The sequence below is a fragment of the Kribbella italica genome, assembly GCF_014205135.1.
Classification (GTDB): Bacteria; Actinomycetota; Actinomycetes; order Propionibacteriales; family Kribbellaceae; genus Kribbella; species Kribbella italica.
Window position 1 is genome coordinate 1,490,902 of sequence record NZ_JACHMY010000001.1, and the last position, 24,516, is coordinate 1,515,417.

Annotated in this window: 27 protein-coding genes; 16 read left to right on the forward strand and 11 right to left on the reverse strand. The window is 71.0% G+C overall.

The features are described 5' to 3' along the window. The first annotated feature begins 50 nt into the window (after positions 1–50). Positions 51–683, forward strand: coding sequence for a hypothetical protein (locus HDA39_RS06970; RefSeq protein ID WP_184794409.1), 633 nt, complete (start codon positions 51–53; stop codon positions 681–683). Between the two features lie 57 nt (positions 684–740). On the opposite strand, the gene HDA39_RS06975 is transcribed toward HDA39_RS06970, so the two are convergent. Continuing rightward, the gene (locus tag HDA39_RS06975) at positions 741–1,772 is read right to left on the reverse strand and encodes an NADPH:quinone reductase (RefSeq protein WP_184794410.1); all 1,032 of its coding nucleotides are present in this window, start codon (positions 1,770–1,772) and stop codon (positions 741–743) included. Positions 1,773–1,965: 193 nt separating this feature from the next. Between HDA39_RS06975 and HDA39_RS06980 the strand changes: the two genes are divergently transcribed. Genes HDA39_RS06980 through HDA39_RS07000 form a run of 5 tightly spaced genes read left to right on the forward strand, consistent with a single transcriptional unit; the run spans position 1,966 to position 7,578 of the window. Then, positions 1,966–2,895 (forward strand): ABC transporter permease subunit, encoded by a 930-nt coding sequence (locus HDA39_RS06980; protein ID WP_184794411.1) that lies wholly within the window; start codon positions 1,966–1,968, stop codon positions 2,893–2,895. Between the two features lies 1 nt (position 2,896). Further along, positions 2,897–3,895: an ABC transporter permease gene (locus HDA39_RS06985; RefSeq protein ID WP_184794412.1), complete on the forward strand. Its 999-nt coding sequence runs from the start codon at positions 2,897–2,899 to the stop codon at positions 3,893–3,895. Then, complete coding sequence (locus tag HDA39_RS06990) at positions 3,888–4,889, forward strand: ABC transporter ATP-binding protein (RefSeq protein WP_184794413.1); 1,002 nt, start codon at positions 3,888–3,890, stop codon at positions 4,887–4,889. Before HDA39_RS06985 ends, HDA39_RS06990 begins: the two co-directional genes overlap by 8 nt. Then, complete coding sequence (locus tag HDA39_RS06995) at positions 4,886–5,908, forward strand: ABC transporter ATP-binding protein (protein WP_337925658.1); 1,023 nt, start codon at positions 4,886–4,888, stop codon at positions 5,906–5,908. Before HDA39_RS06990 ends, HDA39_RS06995 begins: the two co-directional genes overlap by 4 nt. Then, positions 5,905–7,578, forward strand: coding sequence for an ABC transporter substrate-binding protein (locus tag HDA39_RS07000; protein WP_184794414.1), 1,674 nt, complete (start codon positions 5,905–5,907; stop codon positions 7,576–7,578). The genes HDA39_RS06995 and HDA39_RS07000 overlap by 4 nt, the downstream gene beginning before the upstream one ends. A gap of 3 nt (positions 7,579–7,581) precedes the next feature. Here the strand turns inward: HDA39_RS07000 and HDA39_RS07005 are convergent, their stop codons facing one another. Both HDA39_RS07005 and HDA39_RS07010 read right to left on the reverse strand, forming a co-directional pair. Next, positions 7,582–8,079 (reverse strand): phosphatase domain-containing protein, encoded by a 498-nt coding sequence (locus HDA39_RS07005; RefSeq protein WP_184794415.1) that lies wholly within the window; start codon positions 8,077–8,079, stop codon positions 7,582–7,584. 15 nt (positions 8,080–8,094) lie between these two features. Further along, positions 8,095–8,658: a GNAT family N-acetyltransferase gene (locus tag HDA39_RS07010; protein ID WP_184794416.1), complete on the reverse strand. Its 564-nt coding sequence runs from the start codon at positions 8,656–8,658 to the stop codon at positions 8,095–8,097. 195 nt (positions 8,659–8,853) lie between these two features. Here HDA39_RS07010 and HDA39_RS07015 point away from each other — a divergent pair, with 195 nt between their 5' ends. After that, on the forward strand, positions 8,854–10,065 hold the full coding sequence (locus tag HDA39_RS07015; RefSeq protein WP_184794417.1) for a metallophosphoesterase family protein: 1,212 nt from the start codon (positions 8,854–8,856) through the stop codon (positions 10,063–10,065). Next, positions 10,062–12,839, forward strand: a complete 2,778-nt coding sequence (locus HDA39_RS07020) for an AAA family ATPase (RefSeq protein ID WP_184794418.1) — start codon at positions 10,062–10,064, stop codon at positions 12,837–12,839. Before HDA39_RS07015 ends, HDA39_RS07020 begins: the two co-directional genes overlap by 4 nt. On the opposite strand, the gene HDA39_RS07025 is transcribed toward HDA39_RS07020, so the two are convergent. From HDA39_RS07025 to fdhD, 4 genes are all read right to left on the reverse strand, one after another. Further along, positions 12,840–13,058 (reverse strand): hypothetical protein, encoded by a 219-nt coding sequence (locus HDA39_RS07025; RefSeq protein ID WP_184794419.1) that lies wholly within the window; start codon positions 13,056–13,058, stop codon positions 12,840–12,842. It lies immediately after the preceding gene. Between the two features lie 9 nt (positions 13,059–13,067). Next, positions 13,068–13,811 carry an anti-sigma factor gene (locus tag HDA39_RS07030; RefSeq protein WP_184794420.1) on the reverse strand — a complete coding sequence of 248 codons (744 nt, stop codon included), beginning with the start codon at positions 13,809–13,811 and terminating at the stop codon, positions 13,068–13,070. Positions 13,812–13,816: 5 nt separating this feature from the next. Further along, on the reverse strand, positions 13,817–14,416 hold the full coding sequence (locus HDA39_RS07035; protein ID WP_337925659.1) for a sigma-70 family RNA polymerase sigma factor: 600 nt from the start codon (positions 14,414–14,416) through the stop codon (positions 13,817–13,819). A 70-nt stretch (positions 14,417–14,486) separates the two neighbouring features. Then, positions 14,487–15,314, reverse strand: coding sequence for a formate dehydrogenase accessory sulfurtransferase FdhD (gene fdhD, locus HDA39_RS07040; protein WP_184794421.1), 828 nt, complete (start codon positions 15,312–15,314; stop codon positions 14,487–14,489). A gap of 130 nt (positions 15,315–15,444) precedes the next feature. On the opposite strand from fdhD, the gene HDA39_RS07045 reads away from it, so the two are divergent. Continuing rightward, positions 15,445–16,086, forward strand: coding sequence for a peptide deformylase (locus tag HDA39_RS07045; RefSeq protein ID WP_184794422.1), 642 nt, complete (start codon positions 15,445–15,447; stop codon positions 16,084–16,086). Here HDA39_RS07045 and HDA39_RS07050 read toward each other — a convergent pair. After that, entirely contained in the window at positions 16,083–17,234 is a 1,152-nt protein-coding gene (locus tag HDA39_RS07050; RefSeq protein WP_184794423.1) for a phosphotransferase family protein, read from the reverse strand. The genes HDA39_RS07045 and HDA39_RS07050 overlap by 4 nt on opposite strands. 76 nt (positions 17,235–17,310) lie before the next feature. Between HDA39_RS07050 and HDA39_RS07055 the strand changes: the two genes are divergently transcribed. Continuing rightward, complete coding sequence (locus HDA39_RS07055; RefSeq protein WP_184794424.1) at positions 17,311–17,922, forward strand: trimeric intracellular cation channel family protein; 612 nt, start codon at positions 17,311–17,313, stop codon at positions 17,920–17,922. On the opposite strand, the gene HDA39_RS07060 is transcribed toward HDA39_RS07055, so the two are convergent. Beyond that, positions 17,919–19,118, reverse strand: a complete 1,200-nt coding sequence (locus tag HDA39_RS07060) for an MFS transporter (RefSeq protein ID WP_184794425.1) — start codon at positions 19,116–19,118, stop codon at positions 17,919–17,921. The two genes, HDA39_RS07055 and HDA39_RS07060, sit on opposite strands and share 4 nt — an antisense overlap. A 46-nt stretch (positions 19,119–19,164) precedes the next feature. On the opposite strand from HDA39_RS07060, the gene HDA39_RS07065 reads away from it, so the two are divergent. The 3 genes from HDA39_RS07065 to HDA39_RS07075 all read left to right on the forward strand — a co-directional run bounded on the left by HDA39_RS07065 (position 19,165) and on the right by HDA39_RS07075 (position 21,719). After that, positions 19,165–20,316, forward strand: a complete 1,152-nt coding sequence (locus HDA39_RS07065) for a ferrochelatase (protein ID WP_184794426.1) — start codon at positions 19,165–19,167, stop codon at positions 20,314–20,316. After that, on the forward strand, positions 20,313–21,107 hold the full coding sequence (locus HDA39_RS07070; RefSeq protein ID WP_184794427.1) for an inositol monophosphatase family protein: 795 nt from the start codon (positions 20,313–20,315) through the stop codon (positions 21,105–21,107). Before HDA39_RS07065 ends, HDA39_RS07070 begins: the two co-directional genes overlap by 4 nt. A gap of 312 nt (positions 21,108–21,419) precedes the next feature. Further along, the gene (locus HDA39_RS07075; RefSeq protein WP_012921380.1) at positions 21,420–21,719 is read left to right on the forward strand and encodes a DUF4193 domain-containing protein; all 300 of its coding nucleotides are present in this window, start codon (positions 21,420–21,422) and stop codon (positions 21,717–21,719) included. A gap of 83 nt (positions 21,720–21,802) precedes the next feature. Here HDA39_RS07075 and HDA39_RS07080 read toward each other — a convergent pair whose 3' ends face one another. Both HDA39_RS07080 and HDA39_RS07085 read right to left on the reverse strand, forming a co-directional pair. Beyond that, positions 21,803–22,117: a DUF4235 domain-containing protein gene (locus tag HDA39_RS07080; protein ID WP_184794428.1), complete on the reverse strand. Its 315-nt coding sequence runs from the start codon at positions 22,115–22,117 to the stop codon at positions 21,803–21,805. 29 nt (positions 22,118–22,146) lie between these two features. Beyond that, positions 22,147–22,602, reverse strand: coding sequence for a DUF3093 family protein (locus HDA39_RS07085; protein ID WP_184794429.1), 456 nt, complete (start codon positions 22,600–22,602; stop codon positions 22,147–22,149). 52 nt (positions 22,603–22,654) lie between these two features. Here HDA39_RS07085 and HDA39_RS07090 point away from each other — a divergent pair, with 52 nt between their 5' ends. The 3 genes from HDA39_RS07090 to HDA39_RS07100 all read left to right on the forward strand — a co-directional run bounded on the left by HDA39_RS07090 (position 22,655) and on the right by HDA39_RS07100 (position 24,500). Further along, on the forward strand, positions 22,655–23,209 hold the full coding sequence (locus tag HDA39_RS07090; protein ID WP_184794430.1) for a hotdog domain-containing protein: 555 nt from the start codon (positions 22,655–22,657) through the stop codon (positions 23,207–23,209). Further along, positions 23,206–23,658: a dUTP diphosphatase gene (gene dut, locus HDA39_RS07095; protein ID WP_184794431.1), complete on the forward strand. Its 453-nt coding sequence runs from the start codon at positions 23,206–23,208 to the stop codon at positions 23,656–23,658. The genes HDA39_RS07090 and dut overlap by 4 nt, the downstream gene beginning before the upstream one ends. 95 nt (positions 23,659–23,753) lie before the next feature. Continuing rightward, positions 23,754–24,500, forward strand: a complete 747-nt coding sequence (locus HDA39_RS07100; RefSeq protein WP_184794432.1) for a DUF3710 domain-containing protein — start codon at positions 23,754–23,756, stop codon at positions 24,498–24,500. Positions 24,501–24,516: the final 16 nt, after the last annotated feature.

Here is a 24,516-nt window from a genome sequence, read left to right on the forward strand (position 1 = left end):
CGGCAACCGGATTTCCGGAACCACCGAGCGCCGAGCGGTGTAGGAGAGGTATGAAGACTTTGCTGCGGTTGGGTGGTGTGTTGTTGCTGATCGTCATGTCGGCGTGGGTCGCGGCGCCGGCGCAGGCGGGTGGACCGACGAGCGTGCTGGTGAGCGCGCCGGCGATCCCGAAAGTCGTTGCCGCCGGCTACCAGGAGGCCAGGTACAACGACTTGATGAGCTCGGTCGGGATGCAGGCCAAGAACCATCCGGGCTGGGAGGCGGACAAGAACTACGGGCGGGTGATTCGCGCGACCTGGCTGATCCATGACATGTCGGTCTGGCGGCTCGACCTGATCTACCCCGACGCCGAGGGCGGGCCGTGGGTGGCGACGTTCGAGAGCTACAACGAGACGATGGCGGACAAGCCGGTCTGGCATCCGGCGGGTGACGGCGTCGCGCTGACCAAGGTGCTCGGCGAGCTCGGACTGCTGCCGGGCAAGGCGGGTAGCGACGGCGCGACTCCGGACGTCGCGGTGAGCGAGGACGTGACGACGGCCGCCGCCGCGACCACGAGCGACGGCACCGACGCCTTCACCGGCTGGCGCTGGGCGCTCCCGGGGGCTCTAGTCGGTGCCGTGCTCGCAGTTGTCGCGGTCAAGTTCTGGCCGCGGCGCCGCTGGGAGCTGATCGACCAGGAGTAACGCGCAGACCAGGCGCAGCCTCCGGACCGGGGACGGCCTCCGGATCAGAAGCCGACCTCAGAGGTCCGCGACCTTCACCAGAACCTTGCCTACTGCACCGGACTCGACGGCGCGGTGCGCGTCGTCGGTCCGGTCCAGGCCGAACTCCAGCAGCGGCAGTCCCGCGACCTCGCCGACCGGCAGCGCGCCGTCGGCGATCGCCGCGTTGATGTCCTCCGCGCCGGCCGCCACCTTGTCCCAGCCGAACGTGTAGCCGAGCACGAACTGGTAGCGCACGTTGAGGCCCATGTTCTGCCCGATGTCGATCGCGAACGGCGTCCCGCCGTCGTTGGCGTAGATCGCGATCGTGCCGCGGTTCTTCAGCACGGCGAGATCGAGCGCGTTGTTCCGCCCGGCCGCGACCTCGACGATCAGGTCGACGCCCTCCGGCGCGATCGCGCGGATCTGCTCGGCGGCGTCGTCGTCGCGGTAGTTCACGACGTGGTGCGCACCGGCGGCCTTCGCGTACGACGCCTTGGCCTCGCCGCTCACCGTGGCGACGACGGTCGCGCCGGCCCAGCGCGCGAGCTGCACGGCGGCGTGGCCGACCGCGCCCGCGCCGCCCGCGACCAGGACGACAGCGCCTTCCAGCGCGCCGGGCGCGAGGCGCGACGGCCCGTCCTCGGCGACGGTCAGCGACCGGTGGGCAGTCAGTGCAGGGATCCCGGTCGCCGCGCCCAGCTCGAAGCTCGCGCCGTCGGGCAAGGGAAAGACACGGTTCACGGCAAGGATCGTGTACTCCTGGGCCGTCCCACTCGCCGGACGCTGGTACGCCGCCAGCGACACCCAGACCCGATCGCCCACCGCAAAGTCCCCGACATCCGGACCGACCGCGTCGATCACCCCCGCGCCGTCGTGGTTCGGCACCGAGAGCGGGATCTCACCCTCACCAGCGCCGTACGCGCCGCTGCGGCCCTTCCAGTCCGTCGGGTTCACGCCGGACACGGCCACCCGGACCCGGACCTCGCCGGCGCCCGGCTCGGGCACGGCCAGGTCGGTCACCCGCAGCACGTCCGCGGCACCCAACTCGCTGAACACAACGGCCTTCATCAGTACTCCTCATCGCTCGACGGCTCTTGCCACCCACAACCCCGCACGGGCCGCGGATCTTCCCGGGAGCGTCAGCACGAAACAACAGTACGTCGACCCACATTCTCACCATTCAAGACGGCGTGCCGGGAGTGGCAGACTCTGGCCTACCGTCCTCTGGCTGGGTTCAAGTCCATCGTTGTCAGGAGTTTTCGTGGGTTCCTCGGTCGCCACGGCCGTCTCACCGACCCGGCAGGCCCTGCGCCGTGTCCGCCGGGACCGCAGTGCCCGGCTCGGCGCCGTCCTGGTTCTCGCCCTGATCGTCATCGCGCTCGCCGCGCCGCTGCTGGCCAAGCTCGAGGGCCAGGACGCCTACACCTACAACATCGGCCTGCTGGATCCCCTGCGGGGCAACGCCCCGCGCGGCGCGGTCGGCGGGCTGAGCGGCGAGCACTGGTTCGGCGTCGAGCCGCTGACCGGGCGTGACCTGTTCGCGATCACCGTGCTCGGACTGCGTACGTCGTTGTTCATCGCGATCGTCTGCACCGTCATCACCACGACCGTCGGCACCCTGGTCGGCATCAGCGCCGCGTACTTCGGCGGCTGGTACGACGCGATCGTGTCGCGGCTGCTCGACTTCCTCTTCGGGTTCCCGCAGCTGGTCTTCATGATTGCCCTGGGCATCATTGTTCCGGCCTCGTTCCCGCGCTCGCTGCTGCTGATCCTCGTGCTCAGCGTGTTCGGCTGGGCCGGACTGGCCCGCCTGATCCGCAACCAGGCCCGCTCGCTGGTCACCCGCGAGTTCGTCGAGGCCGCCCGCTCGTCCGGCTCCAGCGGCTGGCACGTGGTCACCCGCGAGCTGCTGCCGAACCTGCTCGGCCCGGTGCTGGTGATCGCGACGATGGCCGTGCCGGGCATCATCGGCACCGAGGCCGCGCTGTCCTTCCTGGGCGTCGGCGTACCGCCGCCGACACCGAGTCTCGGCCGGTCGATCTCGGACTCGATCGCGTGGGTCTACACCGGCACCGACCCGTGGTTCCTGGTCTTCCCGGGCGCGATGCTGTTCCTCGCCGTCCTCGGCTTCACGCTGCTCGGCGACGGCGTACGGGACGCGTTCGACGTCCGGCTGCGGAGGGCGAACTGAGATGCCCGACCTGCTGTGGTTCGTGATCCGCCGCCTGCTGGCGACCGTGCTGGTGATGCTCGCGCTGAGCCTGGCCGTCTACCTGATCTTCTACGCGCTGCCCGCCGACCCGGCCCGACTCGGCTGCGGCAAGCCCTGTACGCCGGACCGCCTGGAGCAGGCGCGGCACTTCATGCAGCTGGACCAGAGCGTCGTCCAGCAGTACGTGAACTTCCTCAAGGGCATCGTCGCCGGCCGCAGCTTCGGCGAGGGCGCCGCGACCGTCCAGTGCAACGCGCCCTGCTTCGGCTACTCGTTCCCGCTGGCCCGCCCGGTCACGACGCTGATCCTCAGCCGGCTGCCGGTCACGGCGTCGATCGCGCTCGGGGCGGCCGTGCTCTGGCTGATCATCGGCGTCTCGCTCGGTGTCGGCGCGGCGCTCAAGCGGGGCAAGCTGCTCGACCGCGCGGCCGTCGGGTTCGCCCTGGTGGGCGTGGCCTCGCCGTCGTTCCTGGTCGGGCTGCTGGCGATCCTGGTCTTCGGTTTCTGGCTCAACATGGTGCCGGTCAACGGCTACGTGCCGTTCACCGAGAGCCCGGTCGACTGGGCCTGGCACCTGATCACGCCGTGGCTGGTGCTCGCGGCGCTGAACGCGGCGTCGTACATCAGACTGACCAGGGCGCAGATGCTCGAGGAGCTGAACCTCGACCACATCACCACGGCCCGGGCCAAGGGCGCGGGCGAGGGGCGGGTCGTCGTACTGCACGGGCTGCGGGGCGTCCTGGTGCCGATCGTGACGATCTTCGGGCTCGATCTCGGCAGCCTGCTCGGCGGCGCGATCCTGACCGAGAAGGTGTTCAGCATGCAGGGTCTCGGCGAGCTGCTGATCAGCGGTGTCGGGCAGCTCGACGTCGCGGTGGTGGTCGGCGTGACGTTGTTCTCGGCGTTCCTGGTGATCCTGGCCAACCTCGTGGTGGACGTCCTGCACGGAGTTCTCGACCCGAGGGTGGGCCATGCCTGATCAGCCGGTGCTGGAGGTCCACGACCTCCACGTCACGTTCACGACCGAGGGCGGCCCGGTGCCGGCCGTGGCCGGGATCGACTTCGCCGTCGCGCCCGGGCAGACGCTGGCGATCGTCGGCGAGTCGGGCTCGGGGAAGAGCGTCAGCTCGGCCGCGGTAATGGGCCTGCTGCCGTCGAACGCCACGGTGAAAGGCGAGGTGCTGCTCGGCGGCCGCGAGCTGATCGGGCTGCCGAAGGACGAGCTGCGCACGATCCGCGGCAACGACATCGCGCTGGTCTTCCAGGACGCGCTGTCCGCGCTCAACCCGTACTACAGCGTCGGCTGGCAGATCGCCGAGGCGTACCGGCTGCACCACGACACGTCCAAGAAGGACGCGTGGAAACGGGCGGTCCGGATGCTCGATCTGGTCGGCATCCCGTCGGCTGCGCAACGGGCCCGCGCCTACCCCCACGAGTTCTCCGGGGGAATGCGGCAGCGGGTCGTGATCGCTATGGCTTTGGTGAACGACCCGAAGGTGCTGATCGCGGACGAGCCGACGACAGCGCTCGACGTCACCGTCCAGGCGCAGATCCTGCGGCTGCTGGAGGACGTGCAGCGCGAGTTCGGCACCGCGCTGGTGCTGATCTCGCACGATCTCGGGGTGGTCGCGGAGGTCGCCGACGACATCCTCGTGATGTACGCCGGGCGCGCGGCGGAGCGGGGGACCGTCCGCGACCTGTTCTTCCGGGCGGCGCATCCGTACAGCCTGGGGCTGCTCGGCGCGATGCCGCGGGTCGACGTACCGCCGAGGCACCGGCTGGCGACGATTCCGGGGAGCCCGCCGTCGCCGGGGTCGATCACGACGGGGTGCCCGTTCCAGCCGCGGTGTGCGTACGCGCACCAGGTGGGGGAGCGGTGCGTGACCGAGCGGCCCGAGCTGACGCCGCGTCCGGGCGAAGGCGATCACGAGGCGGCGTGCCATCTCGGGCGCCGGCCGGAGGTCGCGCCGTGAGCGGGGAGAACGTGGAGGTCCGCGAGGTGCCCGCCGGCGGCGAGGAACTGCTTCGGCTGACTGGGGTCAAGAAGTACTTCGGCGGGCACGGCTTCCGTTCCAAGGGTCCTGTGCGGGCCGTCGACGGGATCGACTTCGTCGTACGGAAGGGCGAGACCGTCGGGCTGGTCGGGGAGTCCGGGTCGGGTAAGTCGACGCTGGCGCGGCTCGCGATGCGGCTGCTCGACCCGACCGAGGGCCGGGTCAGCATCGCCGGCCAGGACGTCACCACGCTGCGCGGCCGCAGGCTTCGGCCTGTCCGGCGCAAGATCCAGATGGTGTTCCAGGACCCGCAGGCCTCGCTCAACCCGCGGCAGTCGGTCGGCACGATCCTCAGCACGCCGTTCCGCGCCCAGGGGATCAAACCGACCCGGGCCCAGCTGATCGAGCTGCTGCACCAGGTCGGGCTGTCCGAGGAGCACCTCGAGCGGTACCCGCACGAGTTCTCCGGCGGCCAGCGCCAGCGGATCGGCATCGCCCGCGCGCTCGCGGTGAAGCCCGACCTGCTGGTCTGCGACGAACCGGTCTCCGCGCTCGACGTCTCGGTCCAGGCCCAGGTGCTCAACCTGCTGGCCGATCTGCGCGACGAGCTCGGCCTGTCGTACGTGCTGGTCGCGCACGACCTGGCCGTCGTACGGCAGGTGGCCGACCGGATCGCGGTGATGTACCTCGGCACGATCGTCGAGGAGGGCCCGGCCGCGGACGTCTACGCGAACCCGGCCCACCCGTACACGCGCGCGCTGCTGTCCGCCGTACCGGTTCCCGAACCCGGCGCGGTGCGGGAGCGGATCGTGCTGACCGGCGACGTCCCCACGCCGATCGACCCTCCCTCCGGGTGCCCGTTCCGGACCCGCTGCTACAAGGCCCAGGACGTCTGCGCGACGGTCCGGCCGAGTCTCGAAGAAGTCGGCGGCGAGCACCGTGCCGCCTGCTACTTCCCCGAATCCTCTGAACCCCCCACGTCTGAGAGGACACCATGAAGAGCATCACCCGGGCGGTCGCTGTCGCAGGGGCGCTGGCCCTCGCGCTGGCCGCTTGCAACGCCAACGACAAGTCCACGCCCGGCGCCGGCGGCAGCGACGCGGCCGCCGAGAAGGGCGGCACGTTCCACATCCTGAGCACCAGCAAGGAGATCAGCTACGACCCGGCCAAGAGCCAGAACCTCGGCATCAGCGGCATCCACCTGGTGCTGCGCGGCCTGACCTCGTGGAAGACCACCGAGGGCAAGGGCGCCGAGATCGTGCCCGACCTGGCCACCGACACCGGGCAGGTCAGCGACGGCGGCAAGACCTGGACGTACAAGCTCAAGCCGGGCCTGAAGTACGCCGACGGCTCGCCGATCGTCGCCGCCGACCTCAAGTACGGCGTCGAGCGGTCGTTCGCGCCGGAGCTGTCCGGCGGTCTGGGCTACCACAAGTCCCTGCTGGCCGGCGCCGAGAAGTACACCGGCCCGTACAAGGGCCAGCAGCTCACGTCGATCGAGGCGCCGGACGACACCACGATCGTGTTCAAGCTGAACAAGCCGTACGGCGACTGGCCGTGGATCGTCAGCATGCCGGCCTTCTCGCCGGTGCCGAAGAAGGCCGACACCGACCCGGCGCACTACGGTGAGGACCCCGTGGCCAGCGGCCCCTACCAGATCAAGTCGTACGCGCCGGGCTCGAAGCTGGAGCTGGAGCGCAACCCGAACTGGGACCAGGCGACCGACCCGGCGCGGACCGCGCTGCCGGACACGATCGTCACCGACATGGGTCTGCAGCCCGACGTCATCAACCAGCGGCTGATCGCCGACGCCGGCGACGACCAGTTCGCCGCCACCACCGGGACGTCGGTGCCGGCCGCGCTGATCCCGACCGTGACCGGCAACGCCGCGGTCAAGGCCCGGGTGGCGACGTCGCCGTCCGGTGCGCTGCAGTACCTGGCGATGAACAACAAGCGCCCGGCGCTGGCCAACCCGGAGGTCCGCAAGGCGATCCAGTACGCCGTCGACAAGCAGGCCGTCCAGGTCGCCGAGGGCGGCCCGGAGTTCGGTGGCGAGATCGCGACCACGCTGATCACGCCCGGCATCGAGGGCTACACCAAGTTCGACCTGTACCAGGCGCCGCCGCAGGGCGACCCCGACAAGGCCAAGTCGATGCTCGCCGCCGCGGGAGCCACGAACCTGAACCTGGTGCTGGCCGCGGACAACCAGAAGCTCGGCGTCGCGCAGGCGATCCAGCAGGGCCTGAAGCGGGCCGGGATCACCGTCACCATCAAGCCGTACGAGGCCGAGGCGCTGACCGAGGTGCAGACCAACGCCAAGGGCGACTACGACCTGACCGTCGGCAGCTGGCTGCCGGACTTCCCGAGCGCGATCGGCAACATCCAGCCGCTGTTCGCCTCGTCGGAGATCGGCAACGGCGGGTACAACCTGTCGCGCTACTCCAACCCGGCCGTCGACACCGCGATCGCCGCGGCGACCGGTGAGCCGGACCACACCAAGGCCGCGGCCCAGTGGGCCGCGCTGGACCAGCAGATCCTCGGCGACGCGCCGTTGGTCCCGCTGCTCTACGCGACCAACGCGTTCCTGCACGGGTCGAAGGTGCAGGACTTCTACCTGGGCGCCTACCCGCCGTACCCGAACGTGCTGATCGTGGGTCTGAGCAAGTAGGTCCTACGTCCGGCCCTCGTTCTCCTGGGCCTCGAAGAGGGTCGGCTGGGTCTCGGCATCGAGTCCCCAGTCGGCCCTCAGCACGGTGTAGCCGGCCTTCTCAGCGGCGGCGCAGACCTTGACGTCGTCGTCGACCAGGATCGCGACCGGGCGATCGGCCTTGAGCTGCTCCAAGCGGTAGAGCTTCATCGTCGCCGACGGCCGGCGGTCGTTGTTGCGCCGCATGAACAGCTGTCCGTCCGGGAAGCCGTTGTCCTTCAGCCACTTCACCGTGTCCCGCCGCAGCCGCTCGGGCCGGCCGGTGAGATAGACGAGCTCGTGCCCCTCGGCCAGCTGGGTCGCGACAGCCAGTCCCTCGTCCAGCACCGCGTCGTCCTTGGCGCCGGCGAAGAACGAGTCCCAGTCCTTCGGCTTCCTGTTCAGGAAATGGACGCGCCGGCTGGTGTCGGACAGCGTCGCGTCGATGTCCAGTACGGCGTACGGCGGCTTGTCGTCAGGCACGGAGATCAGTGTCCCCTATGCGTCGCGGCAGGCCTCAGCTGACCAGGTCTCCCGGTCGACGGCGTACTCGACCTCGCCGTGCTCGGTCCCCGGCAACGGATCCTCGAAGACCACGTGGAACACCCGCACGAACCGCAGCCCCGACTTCACCATCACCCTCCGGGACTTGGTGTTGACGGCCATCGTGTCGGCCACCACCCGCTCGGCCCCGAGGTCGGTGAACGCCTTGGCGATCAGCGCCCGCGTCCCCTCGGTCGCGTACCCGTGGCCCCAGGTCTGGCGCCGCAGCCGGTAGCCCACGTCCACCGTCCCCGGCGTCGCCGTCGGCTGCAGCCCGAACCACCCCACGAACTCGCCCGTCGCCTTCTCGTGCGCCGCGAACGTCCCCAGCCCCGGGTGCCGCGCGTAGACGTCGAGCATCCCCGGCAGCACCTTGTTCTCGATCTCGTCCCGCGGCGTCACCTTCCCGGTCAGGAACCGCATCACCTCGAGATCCGAGTCCAGCCCGACCAGCAGCTCCACGTCCCCACTCGTGAACTCCCGCAGCACCAGGCGCGCGGTCTCCAGGTACGTCTCCATGCGCCGATCCTGGGTGATGGACGGGCGGCACGGCAACGGGGTTTCGCGGCCGCGCCGGCGGAGCGGACCAGACCGGAAAGAGTCGGTGTTCTGTCAGGGAGATTCCGAATGGGTGTTCGGATGCCGGGCGGTCGAGGGGTTGTGGGTGTGTTGGGTTGGGCGGTAGTCGGTGGGTCGGGTTAGCGTTCTCGCGCGATGGACGAATCGATCACGTTTCTGCACAGTTCGGACTGGCAGCTGGGGATGATGCGCCGGTTCCTGGGGCCGGACGGTCAGGCCCGGTGGGGTCAGGCGCGGCTGGACGCTGTCGCGCGGATCGGTGAGGTCGCGGAACGGACCGGTGCGCGGTTCCTGGTGGTCACCGGGGACGTGTTCGAGCACAACCAGGTCGAGCGGCAGACGATCCTGCGCGCGTGCGAGGCGCTGAAGCGGATCCCGGTGCCGGTGGTGCTGCTGCCGGGTAACCACGATGCCCTCGAGCCGGGCTCGTTGTGGACGTCGGCGCAGTGGGCCGCGCACAAGCCGGACCATGTGCGGGTGGTGACCGATGAGAGGCCGTTCGAGGTGGTGCCGGGGGTCGAGATCGTCGGAGCGCCCTGGCGTTCGCGCCGGCCGGTGTCGGACCCGGCAGCCCCGGGCTACGCCGGGCTCGAGCCCGTCGCCCAGAGCGCCAAGAGCCGCGCGACGAGCAGCAGCACGGGCGGCGCGAAGGGCAGCGGCACAGGTGGCGCGAAGGGCGCCCAGCCCGCCGTACGGCGGATCCTGCTCGCGCACGGGCAGCTGACCAGCCTGAGCGGCGGCATGTCCGACGTACCGACCATCGACCAGGCGGCGCTCGAGGCCGCGGTCGAGGACGGGCGCCTGCAGTACGTCGGGCTCGGCGACCGGCACTCGATGACCGAGGTGACCGAGCGGATCTGGTTCTCCGGGACGCAGGAGGTCACCGCGCCGGAGGAGACGCATCCGGGCAACGTGCTGGCCGTGACGCTGACCGGGGACGCGATCACCGTCGAGCCGCAGCGGGTCGGCGCGTGGCACATGGTCGAGCACCACGCGGAGCTGGACGGCGAGGAGTCGCTGAAGGCGCTGGAGGACTGGTTCGCCGAGCTGCCGGACAAGGAGCGGACGTACGTGCGGCTGGCCGCCGATGGGTCGCTGCCGTTGCCGCTGATGAGCCGGCTGGACGCGACGCTCGACGCGCTGGGCGAAGTGTTCGCCAGCGTCGAGAAGTGGCCCAAGTTCTGGACCGTCCGGCCCGCGCCGGAGGCCGCCGACCTGGACGCGCTGCAGCTGAGCGGTCCGGCCCGGGCGGCGATGGAGGAGCTGCGGCAGGCGCTCGCCGGTGGCGACGAGGCGGCCGGTGCCGCGCTGACCTTGATGCACCGTCTGGCCAGGGACGCCGGATGAGACTGCACAGCCTGACGCTGCGGAACTTCCGCGGCGTCGCGGAGCGCACTGTCCAGCTGCCCGCGATCGGTACGACCGTCGTGGTCGGTGACAACGAGGTCGGCAAGTCCAGCCTGGTCGAGGCGTTCGCGCTGGTTTTCGACTTCCCGGACGACTCCAAGTCCAAGCGGATCGCCGACGTCCAGCCGGTCGGCCACGACGTCGCGCCCGAGGTGACGGTCGAGCTGACCCTGGGCGGCCGCGAGTTGACCTACACCAAGCGCTGGCTGAAGAACCGGTCCACCGAGCTGTCCGTGGTCACGCCGGACGGCCGCCGCCAGACGTTCACCGGTCGCGAGGCGCACAACGAGGCCGAGCGGCTCTTCACCGAGAACGTCGACCCGGTGCTCTGGCAAACCCTCATGGTCAGCCAGGGCCAGTCGCTGATCCTGCCGACGCCCGCCGACGCCGAGCCGCTGATCACCGCCGTCACCGCCGAGTCCGGTACGCCGGTCGACGGCGCCTCGATGCCGCTGGTCTCCGCGGTCGAGCACGAGTTCCTGCGGTACTGGACGCCGCGCGGCCGCCCGACCGGGGACTTCGCCAAGTCGGCCCAGGCGGTGACCGCGGCCGAGCTGCGATCCGCGCAGGCCGCCAAGGCGATGGAGGAGGTCGTCGCCGACATCCGCCGGGCCGAGCGGCTCGCTCTCGACCTGGAAGACCTCAGCAGCAGGCTGGCCGAGCACCTCAAGTCCGTCGAGGAGCTGCGGGTCCGTAAGAAGGAGACCGACGAGATCCTGCTGCGGCGCGACTCGGTGCGCGCCCGGGCCGAGACGGCGCGGGCCCGGCTTGAGAACCACACCCGCACCCGGCTGGAGCGCGAGCGGCTGCTCACCGAGCTCGAGCGCTTCACCACGGCCGCCGGTGAGCTGGCCGAGCTGCGCACCGAGGCGGAGAAGGTCGCCAAGGCCTCCACCGACACGCTGCACGCCGCCGAGGCCGCGCTGGCCGAGGTGGTCGAGCTGAAGGACGACCGGCGCGGTGACGTGCAGCACGCCGAGCAGCGGGTGTCCGAGCTGATGGACCGCGCCGAGCTGGACCGGCTGACCGGCCAGCAGGCCGAGCTGGCCGACGTACGGGCCCGGATCGCCGCGGCGTCGCGGGTGCTTGACGGGATCAAGGTGACCGACGCGCTGGTTGCCGAGCTGGAGGACTCGCGGGCGAGGGTGGTCGAGGCGCGGGCGGCGCTGGCGGCCGGCGTACCGGATGTGCTGGTACGACGGCTCGGCGCCGAGGAGGTCTCGCTGACCGGGACCGGGCTGGACGCTCACGGCGTCGAGGTTCCGCCGCAGCTGGCGGAGGGTGCCGAGCTGTCGATGCTCGTGTCCGGCGAGCTGCACATCGGCGTACCGGGTCAGCTCGAGGTGACCGTTCGCGCCGGGGGTGACGCGGCCTCGCTGCGGTCGCTGGTCGACGAGGCCGTACGGCGGGAGACGGACCTGCTGAAGCGGGCCAAGGTCCGTGACCTGCAGGCTGCGCGGGAGCTGCTGCGCAAGAGCGATACCGCGTCGGCGGAGCTGCAGGAGGCCCGGCGGACCGAGCGGTCGCTGACCGCCGGCGGTGACCCGGGGGAGCGGATCGCCTTGCTGGCGGCGCGGCTGGGCGTCTTCGGCGACGAGCCGGCCGAGGACGAGGACGAGACGCCCAAGGGCAAGCAGCAGCCGGCGGTGGAGAACGTGCCGGGACAGATGTCGCTGTTCGAGGAGTTCGCCGAGGACACCTTCGACTTCGAGGACCTGGTGATGCCGGAGCCGCTGGCGCCGGACGACCTGGCCGGTGCGCAGCGTGCGCTGGAGGACGCGCGGACCGAGCTGGCGACGGCGGAGCGGTTGCTGGCCGACGCGGAGTTCGCGGCGGCGCAGGCGCGGAAGGCGGCCGACGAGGACCGGTCCGAGGCGCAGCAGGCGCGGGCCCGGGCGGAGCTGGCGGCTGAGCGCGTTGCTGCGGCGACGGCCTCGTTGGAGGCGGCTCGTGCAGTGCTCGCCGACGAAGACGTCGACGCGGCCGAGGAGCAGGCGACCGGCGAGGTCGAGGCTGTGCTGGAGGAGTACACCGCCGTGCAGGAGCAGGTGGACGCTGCCGGGGCCGACCACGTCGAGGGCGAGCTGGCTGACGCGTTGGCGGTCGCCGGGCGGCTGCAGGGCGAGCGGGACACCCTGCGCGACTCACTCCGTACGACGGAGGGCCGGCTGGAGCAGTCGGGGCGTGACGGGCTGGCGACTCGGCAGGACACGGCGGGGGTGGAGCTGGCCGCCGTACGGGCCGAGCACGAGAACCTGCAACGCCGGGCCGAGGCCGCACGGCGAGTGCACGAGACGCTGGGCCGGCACCGGGCCGCGGCGCAGACGAAGTACTCGGAGCCCTTGCAGAGCAGGATCGAGGCGCTCGGCCGCAGTGTCTACGGGCCGACGTTCCGCGTCTGGCTCGACGACGACCTGGCCGTCGCCGAACGCGAGCTGGACGGCAACCGGCTGCGGATCGAGTCGCTGTCCACCGGCGCCCAGGAACAGCTCGCGATCATCACCCGGCTCGCGATCAGCCACCTGGTCAGCACCACCGAGAACAGCGTGCCCGTCATCTTCGACGACGCCCTCGGCTGGTCCGACAAGGCCCGCCTGCGCGACATGGGCACCCTGCTCGGCCGCGCCGGCGACCACGGCCAGGTCATCATCCTGACCTGCATGCCCGACCGCTACGAGTACGTGCCCCGGGCAACCTTCATCAAGCTGCAGTGATCACAGGTCGTCCGGAGAGCCCTGCTGGGCTTTCCGGTCTGCGGCCGCCCGTTGCTCCTGGTGGGAGCTGTACGCCGTGGTGTGGTACGCCTCGTCGTACGCCGCCATCGCCGCGCTGAGGCCGGAACCTGCCGTGCCGCGTTTGCGTGACCACCTGGCCAGCCCGGTGAAGGCGGCCAGCGTGATGGTCAGCGCGAGCGCGGCGATCAAGTACGGCACGGGTCCAGGCTAGGCCATCTGGACCATGGCGATGATGGGCTCGGTGGGAGTCACGGCGCCGGGGGAGTTCTCGACGGTGATGCCCAGCGCGGTCTTGTCCTTGATGCCGCCGGTGAACAGCCTGGTGGTCTCCGGGGTGGCCAGGCCGGCCGAGTGCGGGGTCCGGGACTTGTCCATCAGCCAGAGCTGGTAGGTCTTGCCGTCGGGCAGCTTGGGCAGGCCGCGCAAGAGGACGATCGCTCGGTCCTGCCGGGCGGACAGCACTACTGCCGCGCTGCCGCCACCAGCCACAGCTCCGCGGGCTGTGCGGGCGTCGGGCTGGGCCAGCAGGCCGGCCAGGTCCCTGTTCTGCTGCTCGACCTCCTGGCTGTCACGGTACTGGTCGATGGCGATCCCGCCGGTGGCGGCGACGGCCAGAGCCGCGGCGGCCAGGGCGAGCATCGAGCGACGCGTACGGCGTGCCCTGAGCGGTGTGGCGACCTCGGCCGGCTCGAGCTCGGCGTCGGTGTCGGTGACGATCGGCGGGAGCTGCCGGGTCGCCGCGATCTCCGACAGGACCCGTGCCTTCAGCGCGGCCGGCGGTGGCGTCGCAACCGCCGTCCCGAGTTTGTTGGCCGCTTCCCTCAGCTCGGCCACCTCTGACCGGCACGACGGGCAGTCGGCCAGGTGCGCCTCGAACCCGATCCGTTCGTCCTCGGGCAGTGCGTTCAGTACGTAGGGACCGGTCAGCATGTGCACGTCCGGTGTTGTCATGGCCCTCACCTCCCCGTCACACCCAGGCAGTCGCGCAGCCTGATCAGGCCGTCGCGCATCCGCGCTTTGATCGTTGCCAGCTTCGCGTCCAGCAGTTCGGCCACTTCGCGGTAGGAGTAGCCGCCGTAGTAGGCCAGCGTCACCGACTCGCGTTGCAGCTCGGTCAAGGCCGACAGGCAGTGGCGGACCTGCTCGACCTCGAGATTCGTGGTGACCGCCTCGGCGACCTCGTCGTACGCCGTGGTGGAGCTGGCCGCGGCGACGGCCTGCTCCCGGTCGGTGGCCGACTGCTCCGAGCGGACCCGGTCGATCGCGCGCCGGTGCGCCATCGTCAGGATCCAGGAGGTCGGTGAGCCGCGGTCGGCGTCGTACCGGGTGGCGGTCCGCCAGACCTCGACCATCACCTCCTGGGTGACTTCCTCGGACTGGGCCGGGTTGCGCAGCACGCGCCGGATCAGTCCGAACACCCGCGGCGTCATCTGGTCGTAGAGGACCGAGAACGCGTCGGTGTCACCACGCGCCACCCGGGCCATCAGCTCGGCAGGCGTCGTACCGCCGGTGCCGGTCACCACCGGCCACGGAAGAGCTGTCGACTCCTCGCTCACGGGCATCCTCTTCGCTCGTCAGAACTCGGTCGGAAGAGCTTCGGAGCAGAGGCCGTGGCGGATGGGTCTCCTACCTGAGGATGCGCTCGGGTGCGCTGTAGATCACACAGCGCTCGCCGCGGGTGAAGCCGGCCAGCGTGATGCCGAACTTCCGGGCCAGGTCGACGGCGAGGCTGGACGGCGCGCCGACCGCGACGATCATGCCGATACCGGCGGCGACCGACTTCTGGACCAGCTCGTAGCCGGCGCGGCCGCTGAGGGCGAGCACCAGGCCCTTGCGGCTGTGCTGGTTGAGCACGGTCCAGCCGACCACCTTGTCGACCGCGTTGTGCCGGCCGACGTCCTCCTTGACGACGACCTTGCGGCCGTCGGTGGTGAACAGTCCGGCCGCGTGCAAACCGCCGGTCCGCCCGAACGTGGGCTGCGCGTCGCGCAGCAGATCGGGCAGGCGCAGTACGAGGTCGAGCGGAGCTTCGACCGGGTCGACCGGGTCGTACTCGCGCTCGGCCAGCTCGTCGAGGCTCTGCTGGCCGCAGACGCCGCACGCGGCCGAGGTCACGCCGTACCGCTGCGGGGGCTCGCGGTCGGGCGGGCCGTCGAAGGTGACCGTCACGGTGTTGAACTGCTGCTCACGGGTCAGGACGGAGTCGGTGCAGTAGGCGACCGTACGGATCGCGTCCGGCCGTACGGCGAAGCCCTCGGCGAGGCAGAACCCGGCGGCCAGCTCGAAGTCGGACCCCGGCGTGCGCATCGTGACGACCAGCGCCTCGGGCGGTCGGCCGGGCCACTCCAGCCGGAGCTCGAGCGGCTCCTCGGTGACCACGACGTCCTCGCGCCGCGACGTCTTCGCACCGTCCTGAACCTCGACCTTGTAGCGCGTCACGGGGCCTTTGCTCATGTATACGATCTTATGCTGCGGGGGAGAAACCGACCGATCGGAGTGAGCCGTGCGGGTGTCCCGTCGACTGCTGCTCGCGAGTTCGCTGGTCGCGCCACTGACCGCCCACGTGACCACCTCTCGAGGAGCCATGAGCACTACGAGCACTGTGAAGGACCGTGTCGAGGCGCTGGTCGAGCTGTACCGCGACGACGTCGCGCCGATCGTGGCGCTCGGCGATCCGGTGCTGCGCCGCAAGGCCGACCCGTACGACGGGCAGCTGGACGGCGAGCTGCTGACCGCGTTCGTCGAGCTGCTGCGGCGGACGATGAAGGCGGCGCCCGGGGTCGGGCTGGCCGCGCCGCAGGTCGGGATCTCGCTGCGGATGGCCGTGATGGAGGATCCGGCGACCGTGCCGGCGGAGGTCGCGGAGGCACGGGAGCGGTACCCGCTGGAGTTCTTCGCGGCGATCAATCCGTCGTACGAGCCGGTCGGGCGGACGCGTCGGGGGTTCTACGAGGGGTGCTTGAGCATGCCGGGGTACACGGGGGTGGTGAACCGGCCGCTGAAGGTCGACGCGGTCTACACCGATCCGACCGGTGAGCGGCGGAAGCGGGCGCTGTCCGGGTGGCAGGCGCGGATCTTCCAGCACGAGACCGATCACCTGAGTGGGACCGTGTACGTCGACAAGCTGGAGCCGCGGTCGCTGGCGACGTCGGCGAACTACACGAACCGGTGGGCCGATCCGGTGCCGACGAAGGCGGCTCGGGAGTTGGGCTTTCACCTGGACTAGCTGGACCAGCCTCGGCGCATCGCGAGCCAGTCGAGGAAGGTCCAGGCGTAGAGGCGCTGGTGGCGGCGGAGTTCGGGGGTGCAGCCGGCCGGGGGTGGGGTGTCGAGGTCGTGGAGCATGTACGCCGCGATGACGGCCGCGCCGCAGTCGAGGTGGTCGGCGGGGACGTCGGCGGTGAGCGGTGAGCTGGTGATCGCTGCCTGGGTGTCGATGCCTTCGTACTGGGCGATCGGGAGCAGGCAGGACCAGTCGAACCACCTCGGGCCGAGGGAGAGCCAGTTCCAGTCGACGGTCCAGCAGGTGCCGGCCGGGTCGATGAGGAGGTTGTCGGGGCGCAGGTCGCTGTGCATGGCGGTGTCGCCGGCGAGGGCCTCGGGGTAGAGCGCGATGAGGTCGGTCAGCTCGTGGAGTACGTCGGGGAGCCAGGGCTGGAAGCCGGGCGGGAGCGGGCGGTCGCCGGAGCGGATCTGGTCGGGGAGGTCGATCGGCCAGCCGCCGGAGGCGATGTCGGCGACGAGGACGTCGAGGCCGGCCAGGGGAGTGGGTGTGAGGGCGTCGGCCATGGTCTCGCAGGCGCTGGTGACGGCGGCGAAGTCGGCGACGGTCCAGGGTGAGCCGGGCATGCGGCCGGGGATCCGCTCGGAGGCAACAGCAAACCACTTGGTCGTGCTGGCTGCGGGGGCCGACTCCCTGGCGGGGGCCGGTACTTGGGCGGTGGCGGGGGGCTCGGCTGCCGTCGTTGCGACGATCGCCGGGGCTTGGGTGGTGGTCGCGGGGGGCTCGGCTGCCGTCGTTGCGACGATCGCCGGGGCTTGGGTGGTGGTCGCGGGGAGTTCGGCTGTCGCCGTTGCGACGATTGCTGGGACTCGGACGGCGTCCGGGAGTTGCGGGACGATCTCTGCCTCGCGCTGGTAGGCGCCGTACGCGTGGAGGGTGTCGGGGGCTGCCTTGACGAAGAGTTCGCGGACGTCGGCGAGGGTGACGGGGGCTGCGAAACCGCCGGTGAAGCCAGAGCCGACCGGGCGGCCGGCCTCGGCGATCTCGGTGCCTAGGGCAACGGCCAGCGCGTGTTGCAGGGCGGCGGGCAGCGTGTCCCAGCCGGGGCGGGCCGAGGTGGCGGTGTAGTCGACGACTGGTGGTCCGGACATGCCGCAGACCCTAGCCGCCCGGGCGTCCAGCGAGCCTCTCATTTCTGGTGGCCTGTGGACGGTTAGCGTGCGCAGCATGGACGGATCTGTGGTGCTGCACGTGCTGGATCTGGTCGGCATCTTCGTGTTCGGGATCACCGGGGCGCTGGTCGGCGTACGGAAGAAGCTCGACGTGTTCGGGATCCAGGTGCTGGCGCTGGTGACCGGGCTCGGCGGTGGGTTCCTGCGGGACGTGCTGATCGGCGCGACACCGCCGGCCGCGTTGCAGGACTGGCGGTACCTCGTCGTCCCCGTGGTGGCCGGGCTGCTCACGTTCTTCCTGCACCCGCGGATCGGCCGGGTCGAGCGGCTGGTGAACATCTTCGACGCGGCCGGCCTGGCGCTGTTCTGCGTGACCGGCGCGGTCAAGGCGACCAGCTACGGACTCTCGCCGTTGCCCGCGGCCTTGCTCGGCACGATCTCGGGCATCGGCGGCGGAGTGATCCGCGACATCCTGTCCGGCCGCGTGCCCGTCGTGCTGCGCTCGGAGATCTACGCGACCCCGGCCTTCCTCGGCGCCGGCATCGTGGTCGTCGCCGCGGCGCTCGACTACGAGGAGCTGTGGGTGCCGGTGACGGCCGCAGTCATCTGCTTCCTGATCCGCCTGATCGCCATCCGCCGCGGCTGGAACGCCCCGCTGCCGCGCTAGTTATGGGCGAACACCGTCTTCGGCCGAGCGAACGTGATCGACACCCCGGCAACCCCCGCGCAGAGTACGCCGATGAACACCGGCACCCAGTACGCCGACGAGGCGCCCCACAGGTCGACCGCGTGACCAGCGGCCGCGTTGCCGGGAGCAACACCGAGCAGGATCCCCGTGACCGTCCAGGTGATCGCCTCGGTCAGCCGCTGCGGCGGCACCCACTCCTCGACGCAGGCCGTGACCGCCACCATCGTCGGTGCGATCGTCAGCCCGGCGCAGAACAGCACTCCACCCAGTACGACGGTGTTGCCGACCCAGGGGAGTGGCGCGAGCGAGATGGCCAGCAGGATCGTCCCGATCAGCAGCCGGCGCTCCACCGGCGCCCGCCAGTGCACCGAGCCGTACCAGAGCCCGGCCAGCAGCGACCCGAACGCCCACACCGCCAGTACGACGCCGGACATCCCCGGCTGCCCCTGCTCGGCGGTGAAGGCCACAGTGACGACCTCCGCACTACCGAGCGTCGCGCCCAGCCCCAGACCGATCAGGCTGAGCAGGAGCAGCGACAGCCACGGCAACGGAGCCTGCTCGGCCCCGTTGGCCTTGCCGCGACCAGGCGGGTCGGAACGCCGCAGCAGCGCCAGCCAGGTGCCGCCGGCCAGCCCGAGCACGCCGGCGGTCGCCAGAGCGACGTACGGACTGACCTGGGTCGCCAGCGCGGTGACCAGCACCGGGCCGATGATGAAGACCACCTCGTCGCCGACCGCCTCCAGCGCGAACGCGGTCTGCAGCGCCCGGCCGCGACCGAGCAGGTGAGTCCAGCGGGCCCGGACGAACGAACCGACCTGCGGACGAGTAGCGCCGGCCAGGAACGACAGCAGGTAGAGCAGGGCGGTCGGGGCGTCGGCCCGGACCGCCAGCAGGAGCCCGGCCAGGCCGATCGTGCAGAGCACGCTGCCGGTCAGCAGCAGGCTGCGCTGCCCGAACCGGTCGACCAGGCGGCCCTGGATCGGTCCGGTGATCGCACCGGCGACCACAGCCACACCGGAGACCGCGCCGGCCAGCCCGTACGAGCCGCTCTCCTGGGCGATCAGGATCACGATGCCCAGCCCGATCATCGAGATCGGCATACGCCCGAGGATCCCGGCGGCGCAGAACGCGGCAGCACCGGGACGGCGCATGAGGGGGACGTAGGGCATCAGCATGGGGGACCGTGCACACCGTATCCGGAGGGCCTGACAAACTCGTGACATGGTCCACCCCGTGTCGCCCGATCCGGCCCGCGCCGATTCCACCCCGGCTCGCACTGACTCCGACCCGTACGACGCCGTGCTGCTGCTGTCCTTCGGTGGACCCGAGAAACCCGAGGACGTGCTGCCGTTCCTGCAGAACGTCACCCGCGGCCGTGGCATCCCCGACGAGCGGCTCAAGGAGGTCGGCGAGCACTACTACGGCTTCGGCGGCAAGAGCCCGATCAACGACCAGAACCGGGCCCTGCTGGCCGCGCTGCGGGAGTCGTTCGACGAGATCGGCCTGGGGCTGCCGGTGTACTGGGGCAACCGCAACTGGGCGCCGTACCTGACCGACACGCTGCGCGAGATGGCCGCGGACGGGATCCGCCGGGCGGTGGTGATCGTGACGAGCGCCTACCCGTCGTACTCGGGTTGCCGGCAGTACCGGGAGAACCTGGCCGACGCGACCGCCGCGGTCGAGAACGCGCCGGTGATCAACAAGCTGCGGCACTACGCGAACCACCCGGGCTTCGTCGGGTCCTTCGTCGAGTCGACCGCGGCCGCGCTGAGCGAGCTGCCCGAGGGCGCGGCGATCGCCTACGTGACGCACTCGATCCCGACCGCGATGAACGCGACCAGCGGCCCGGACGGCGACGGGTACGTCGGCTGGCACCTGGACGTCGCCGCCGAGATCACCGCCGAGCTGGAACGGCGGACCGGCGTCACGCGCCGGACCGACCTGGTCTACTGCTCGCGCTCCGGCCCGCCGCAGGTCCCGTGGCTCGAGCCGGATGTGAACGACCACCTGGAGGAGCTGGCCGCGGCCGGGGTGCCCGGCGTGGCCGTCGTACCGATCGGGTTCGTCAGCGACCACATGGAGGTCATCTACGACCTCGACACCGAGGCCGCGGCGACCGCGGACAAGCTGGGCCTGCCGATGGCCCGCGCGGCGACGCCGGGCACCGACGCGCGGTTCGTGACGATGCTGCGCGACCTGGTGGTCGAGCGGGCCGAGGCCGAGCGCGGTGAGCAGCCGGAGCGGCCCTGCGTGGGCAAGCTGGGCCCCGGCTGGGACAACTGCCGCCCCGACTGCTGCCCGGCCCTGCGCCGGCCGACCACCTCCACCCAGACCGCCGTACCAACGACAGCAGGACCGAAGGACACCGCATGAGCACCCCGCAGGAACTGCTGAAGCTGGCCGTCACGGTCGCCACCGAGGCGGCCGAGCTGATCGTCGAGCGGCGCCGCGGCACGATCACCGTGGCCGACACCAAGAGCACCGCGACCGACATCGTGACCGCCGTCGACCGTGAGTCCGAGGAGCTGATCCGGGCCCGAGTGCTCGAGGCGCGGCCGGACGACTCGTTCCTCGGCGAGGAGGGCGACGACATCGACGGGACCAGCGGCGTCCGCTGGGTCGTCGACCCGATCGACGGCACGGTCAACTACCTGTACGACATCCCGACGTACGCCGTCTCGATCGCGGTCGAGCAGGACGGCGTGACGGTCGCCGGGGTGGTCGTGGACGCGCCCAAGGGCGAGGTGTTCACCGCGACACTCGGCGGCGGCGCGTTCCTGGACGGCAAGCCGATCCAGGTCTCGGACTGTACGTCGCTCGACCGGGCCCTGGTCGGGACGGGCTTCGGCTACGACCCGGACCGGCGGCTGGTGCAGGCCGAGGTCGTCCAGCACCTGATCGCCAAGGTCCGCGACATCCGGCGGATCGGGGTCGGCGCGATCGACCTCTGCTACGTCGGCTGCGGGCGGCTGGACGCGGTGTACGAGCGCGGGCTGAACCCGTGGGACTACGGCGCCGGCGCGCTGGTCGCCTCCGAGGCCGGAGCGCGCGTCGGCGGCCTGAACGGCGCCCCGGTCTCGCCGGAGATGTCGATTGCCGCCACGCCCGCGGTGTTCGATGCGTTACACGACGCCCTCGCGGCCGCGGACCCGCTGCGTCAGTAGCCGCGGCACCCCGCGCGCAGTCCCCGTGCTCGTTTGTGCACACAAGCTGCTTGTACGGGGCGGTAACGCGCAAACTTCTGTTCGGTCCTGACAATTTCCTCGACACGCGGGTCAGAAGGTGGACCCCGGCGCGCGTGATGGCCGGGTTATAGGGCACAATCCCTGCCTCGGGAGCGGAAGCGAGTCCGGTCCCAGCCTGTCTGTCAAGGGTTTCGGGGGACCAGAGGATTCCGGGCGGAATTTCTCGGGCGTGTTATCCGTTCCTGGGCTCAGCAGGCAACACCACGGGTACGAAGAGGGCAGGGAAACACCATGGCGACTGACTACGACGCCCCGCGCAAGACGGACGAGGACTCCAGCGAGGAGTCGATCGAAGAGCTGAAGACTCGCCGTCACGACAAGAACTCCGGCAAGGTCGACGAGGACGAGGCCGAGGCGGCCGAGAGCTTCGAGCTGCCCGGCGCCGACCTGAGCCACGAGGAGCTGGCGGTACGGGTTCTCCCGCGCCAGGCCGACGAGTTCACCTGTTCGAGCTGCTTCCTGGTCCACCACCGCAGCCAGCTCGCGAACAGCAAGAACGGCCAGCTGATCTGCCGCGACTGCGCTGCCTGACACACAGCACGGTCGCCCTGCTCGGCTGATCCGTACCAAACACGGGACCGTCCCCCTTCCGGGGGCCGGTCCCTTGGTGCGTTCTAGGCCTTCACGACGTCCTTGGCCGCGCCCTTGACGGCCTCGGTCTCGAAGCCCGGGGGCAGGCGCCCGGTGGACTTCAGCCAGTACTGCGCCGCCCGCTGCTCGGCGAACCGCTTGGCGACCGCCGCGGCCGCGCCGCTGGCGACCGCCCAGCTGACCACCTCGACGTAGCCGGCCTCGGTGCTGCCCTTCTTCGGCGGCTTCCCGCCGGACCCGATCTTCCAGGCCGTGTTGACCGCCTTGTTGGCGACCAGTCCGACCACCATCGTGAAGACCGCCAGCACCAGCTTCCAGCCGATCTTGGCTCCGATCACCACTGCCTCCTCTAGCTGATCCCGTGACTTCAGGATCTTGCCACGCTGCTCTCCGTCAGAGCCGCTGCGAGCCGCTCCGGGTTCCGCGTGGCGATCAGCCAGTACGGCGCCGGGTCGTGCGGGTCGGTGATCTCGACCCGCACCGCGCCCCGCAGGTAGCTGCGCAGCACCAGGTACGCCGCCGGGTCGCAGTCGCGGCCGAACGCGTTCCGGACGGCCTCGCCGGTCAGGGGCTCGACCTTGCCGAGGTACTCGCGCTCGATCGAGGCCTTGCCCGCGCGGAGCCGCTCGGCGTCCACCTCGACCAGCGCACCGCCGTACCGGACGAAGAGCGCGGCCAGGAGGACAGCGCACACCCCACCGGCGACCAGGCCGGCCGGCTGGCCTGCGGGGACCGCGACGATCAGCCAGATGGTCAGGACGAGTAGGGCGGCGATGATCCACCAGCGCACCGGCACGCTCAACCGCTCCCGATAGTTCGTCACAGGACCAGCCTGGCATGTGGCTCAACAGGTGGCGTAGGTAGGGTCGCCTCCTGTGATCGAGCCCCCGACCCGCTCTGCGACCCCGCAGCGTGAGCTGGAGCCGCCGGAGCGTCACCCGGAGGCACCTGCTCCCGGCACGGTCCTGCCGTCGCACTACGAGAACTGTGTGGCCTGCGGGCCTTCGCACCCGACCGGGCTGCGGCTGGTGTCTACTGCCGGGCCCGAGGTGAGCATCAGCGGCGAGTTCACCGTGACTGCTGATCACCAGGGCGCACCTGGTCTCGCGCACGGCGGCGTACTGGCGCTGGCGCTCGACGAGACGCTGGGCGGTCTGTCCTGGCTGCTGCGGCGGCCGATGGTGACCGGGCGGCTCGAGACCGACTACATCCGGCCGGTGCCGGTCGGTACGACGCTCTTCCTGACGGCCCGCTGCCTGGGCTTCGCCGGACGGCGGATGTACGCCAAGGCCGTCGGGCGGCTGGGACCCGAGGGCAGTGTGGCGTTGAGGGCGAGCGCTGTCTTCGTCGTCGTACCGCCGGAGCACTTCGTCGAGCACGGCACCGACATGACGACCGAGCAGGTCCACGACTACGAGGTGAACCCATGACCGAGGTACTGATCCAGCGGCTCGACCCGGAGTTGCCGCTGCCGTCGTACGCGCACCCGGGCGACGCGGGCGCCGACCTGGTGGCCTCGCACGACGTCACGCTGAAGCCGGGGGAGCGTCAGCTGGTCGGCACCGGCATCGCGATCGCGCTGCAGGACGGGTACGCCGCGTTCGTGCACCCGCGGTCCGGACTGGCCGCGAAGCACGGGGTGTCGATCGTCAACGCACCTGGCACGGTGGACGCGGGCTACCGCGGCGAGATCAAGGTGTGCCTGGTCAACCACGACCCGCACGAAGAGGTCACGCTGCGGCGTGGCGACCGGATCGCGCAGCTGGTGGTCCAGCAGGTCGAGAAGGCCCGCTTCGTCGAGGTGACCACCCTGCCGGGCTCCGCGCGCGGTACCGGGGGACACGGCTCGACCGGCGGTTTCGGTGATGTGACACGCTGATCAGGTTGCCGCCCGCTGACCTGCGGGTACGGGAGACTACGGCGGGGTTCGTGCCGCCCCCAGAAGACTGACGATCGAGGAAGTAGGCAAGAGCAGTGATCTTCCGCCGCAAGGCCAAGAACGAGGACGCCCCGGAGACCGTGGACGCCGTCGAGGAGACGACGACCGGCGAGACCGCCGAGGACGGTGGCACCCAGGACAGTGGCGCTGAGGGCAGCGACACCGAGGGCAGTGGCACCGAGGAGTCCTCGACCGCCGCGGCCGGCCAGGACACCGCGGGTGGCCCGTTCGACGTGACCGAGGTGGACCCGGCGACGCTGGAGGCCGAGGACCGGATCGACCTCGGCGCGCTGGTGATCACCGGCCTGCCGGGCATGGAGCTGCGGCTGCAGGTCGACGAGCAGAGTGGCGACGTCCAGGCGATCCTGCTGGTGCTGGAGGACTCGGCGCTGGAGCTGCGCGCGTTCGCCGCCCCGAAGACGGCCGGCATCTGGGACGAGGTCCGCCGCGAGATCGCGGGCGAGGCCACCAAGATGGGCGGGACGGCGTCGGAGACCGAGGGCCCGTTCGGCACCGAGCTCGTGCTCGTCGTACCGGTGCAGGACCCCGAGGGCCAGATCTTCAGCCAGACCTCGCGGGTGATCGGCATCGACGGCCCGCGCTGGCTGCTGCGCGGCACCGTGCTCGGTCGCGCCGCGGTCGAGCCGGACGCGGCACCGCCGATGGAGCAGGCCTTCCGCAACGTCGTCGTGGTCCGCGGTTCGGAGCCGATGGCGCCGCGCGAGTCGCTGGCGCTGAAGCTGCCCGCGGGTGCGCAGCCGGCCGCCGAGGAAGAGGCCTGATCCCGATGTCCGGATT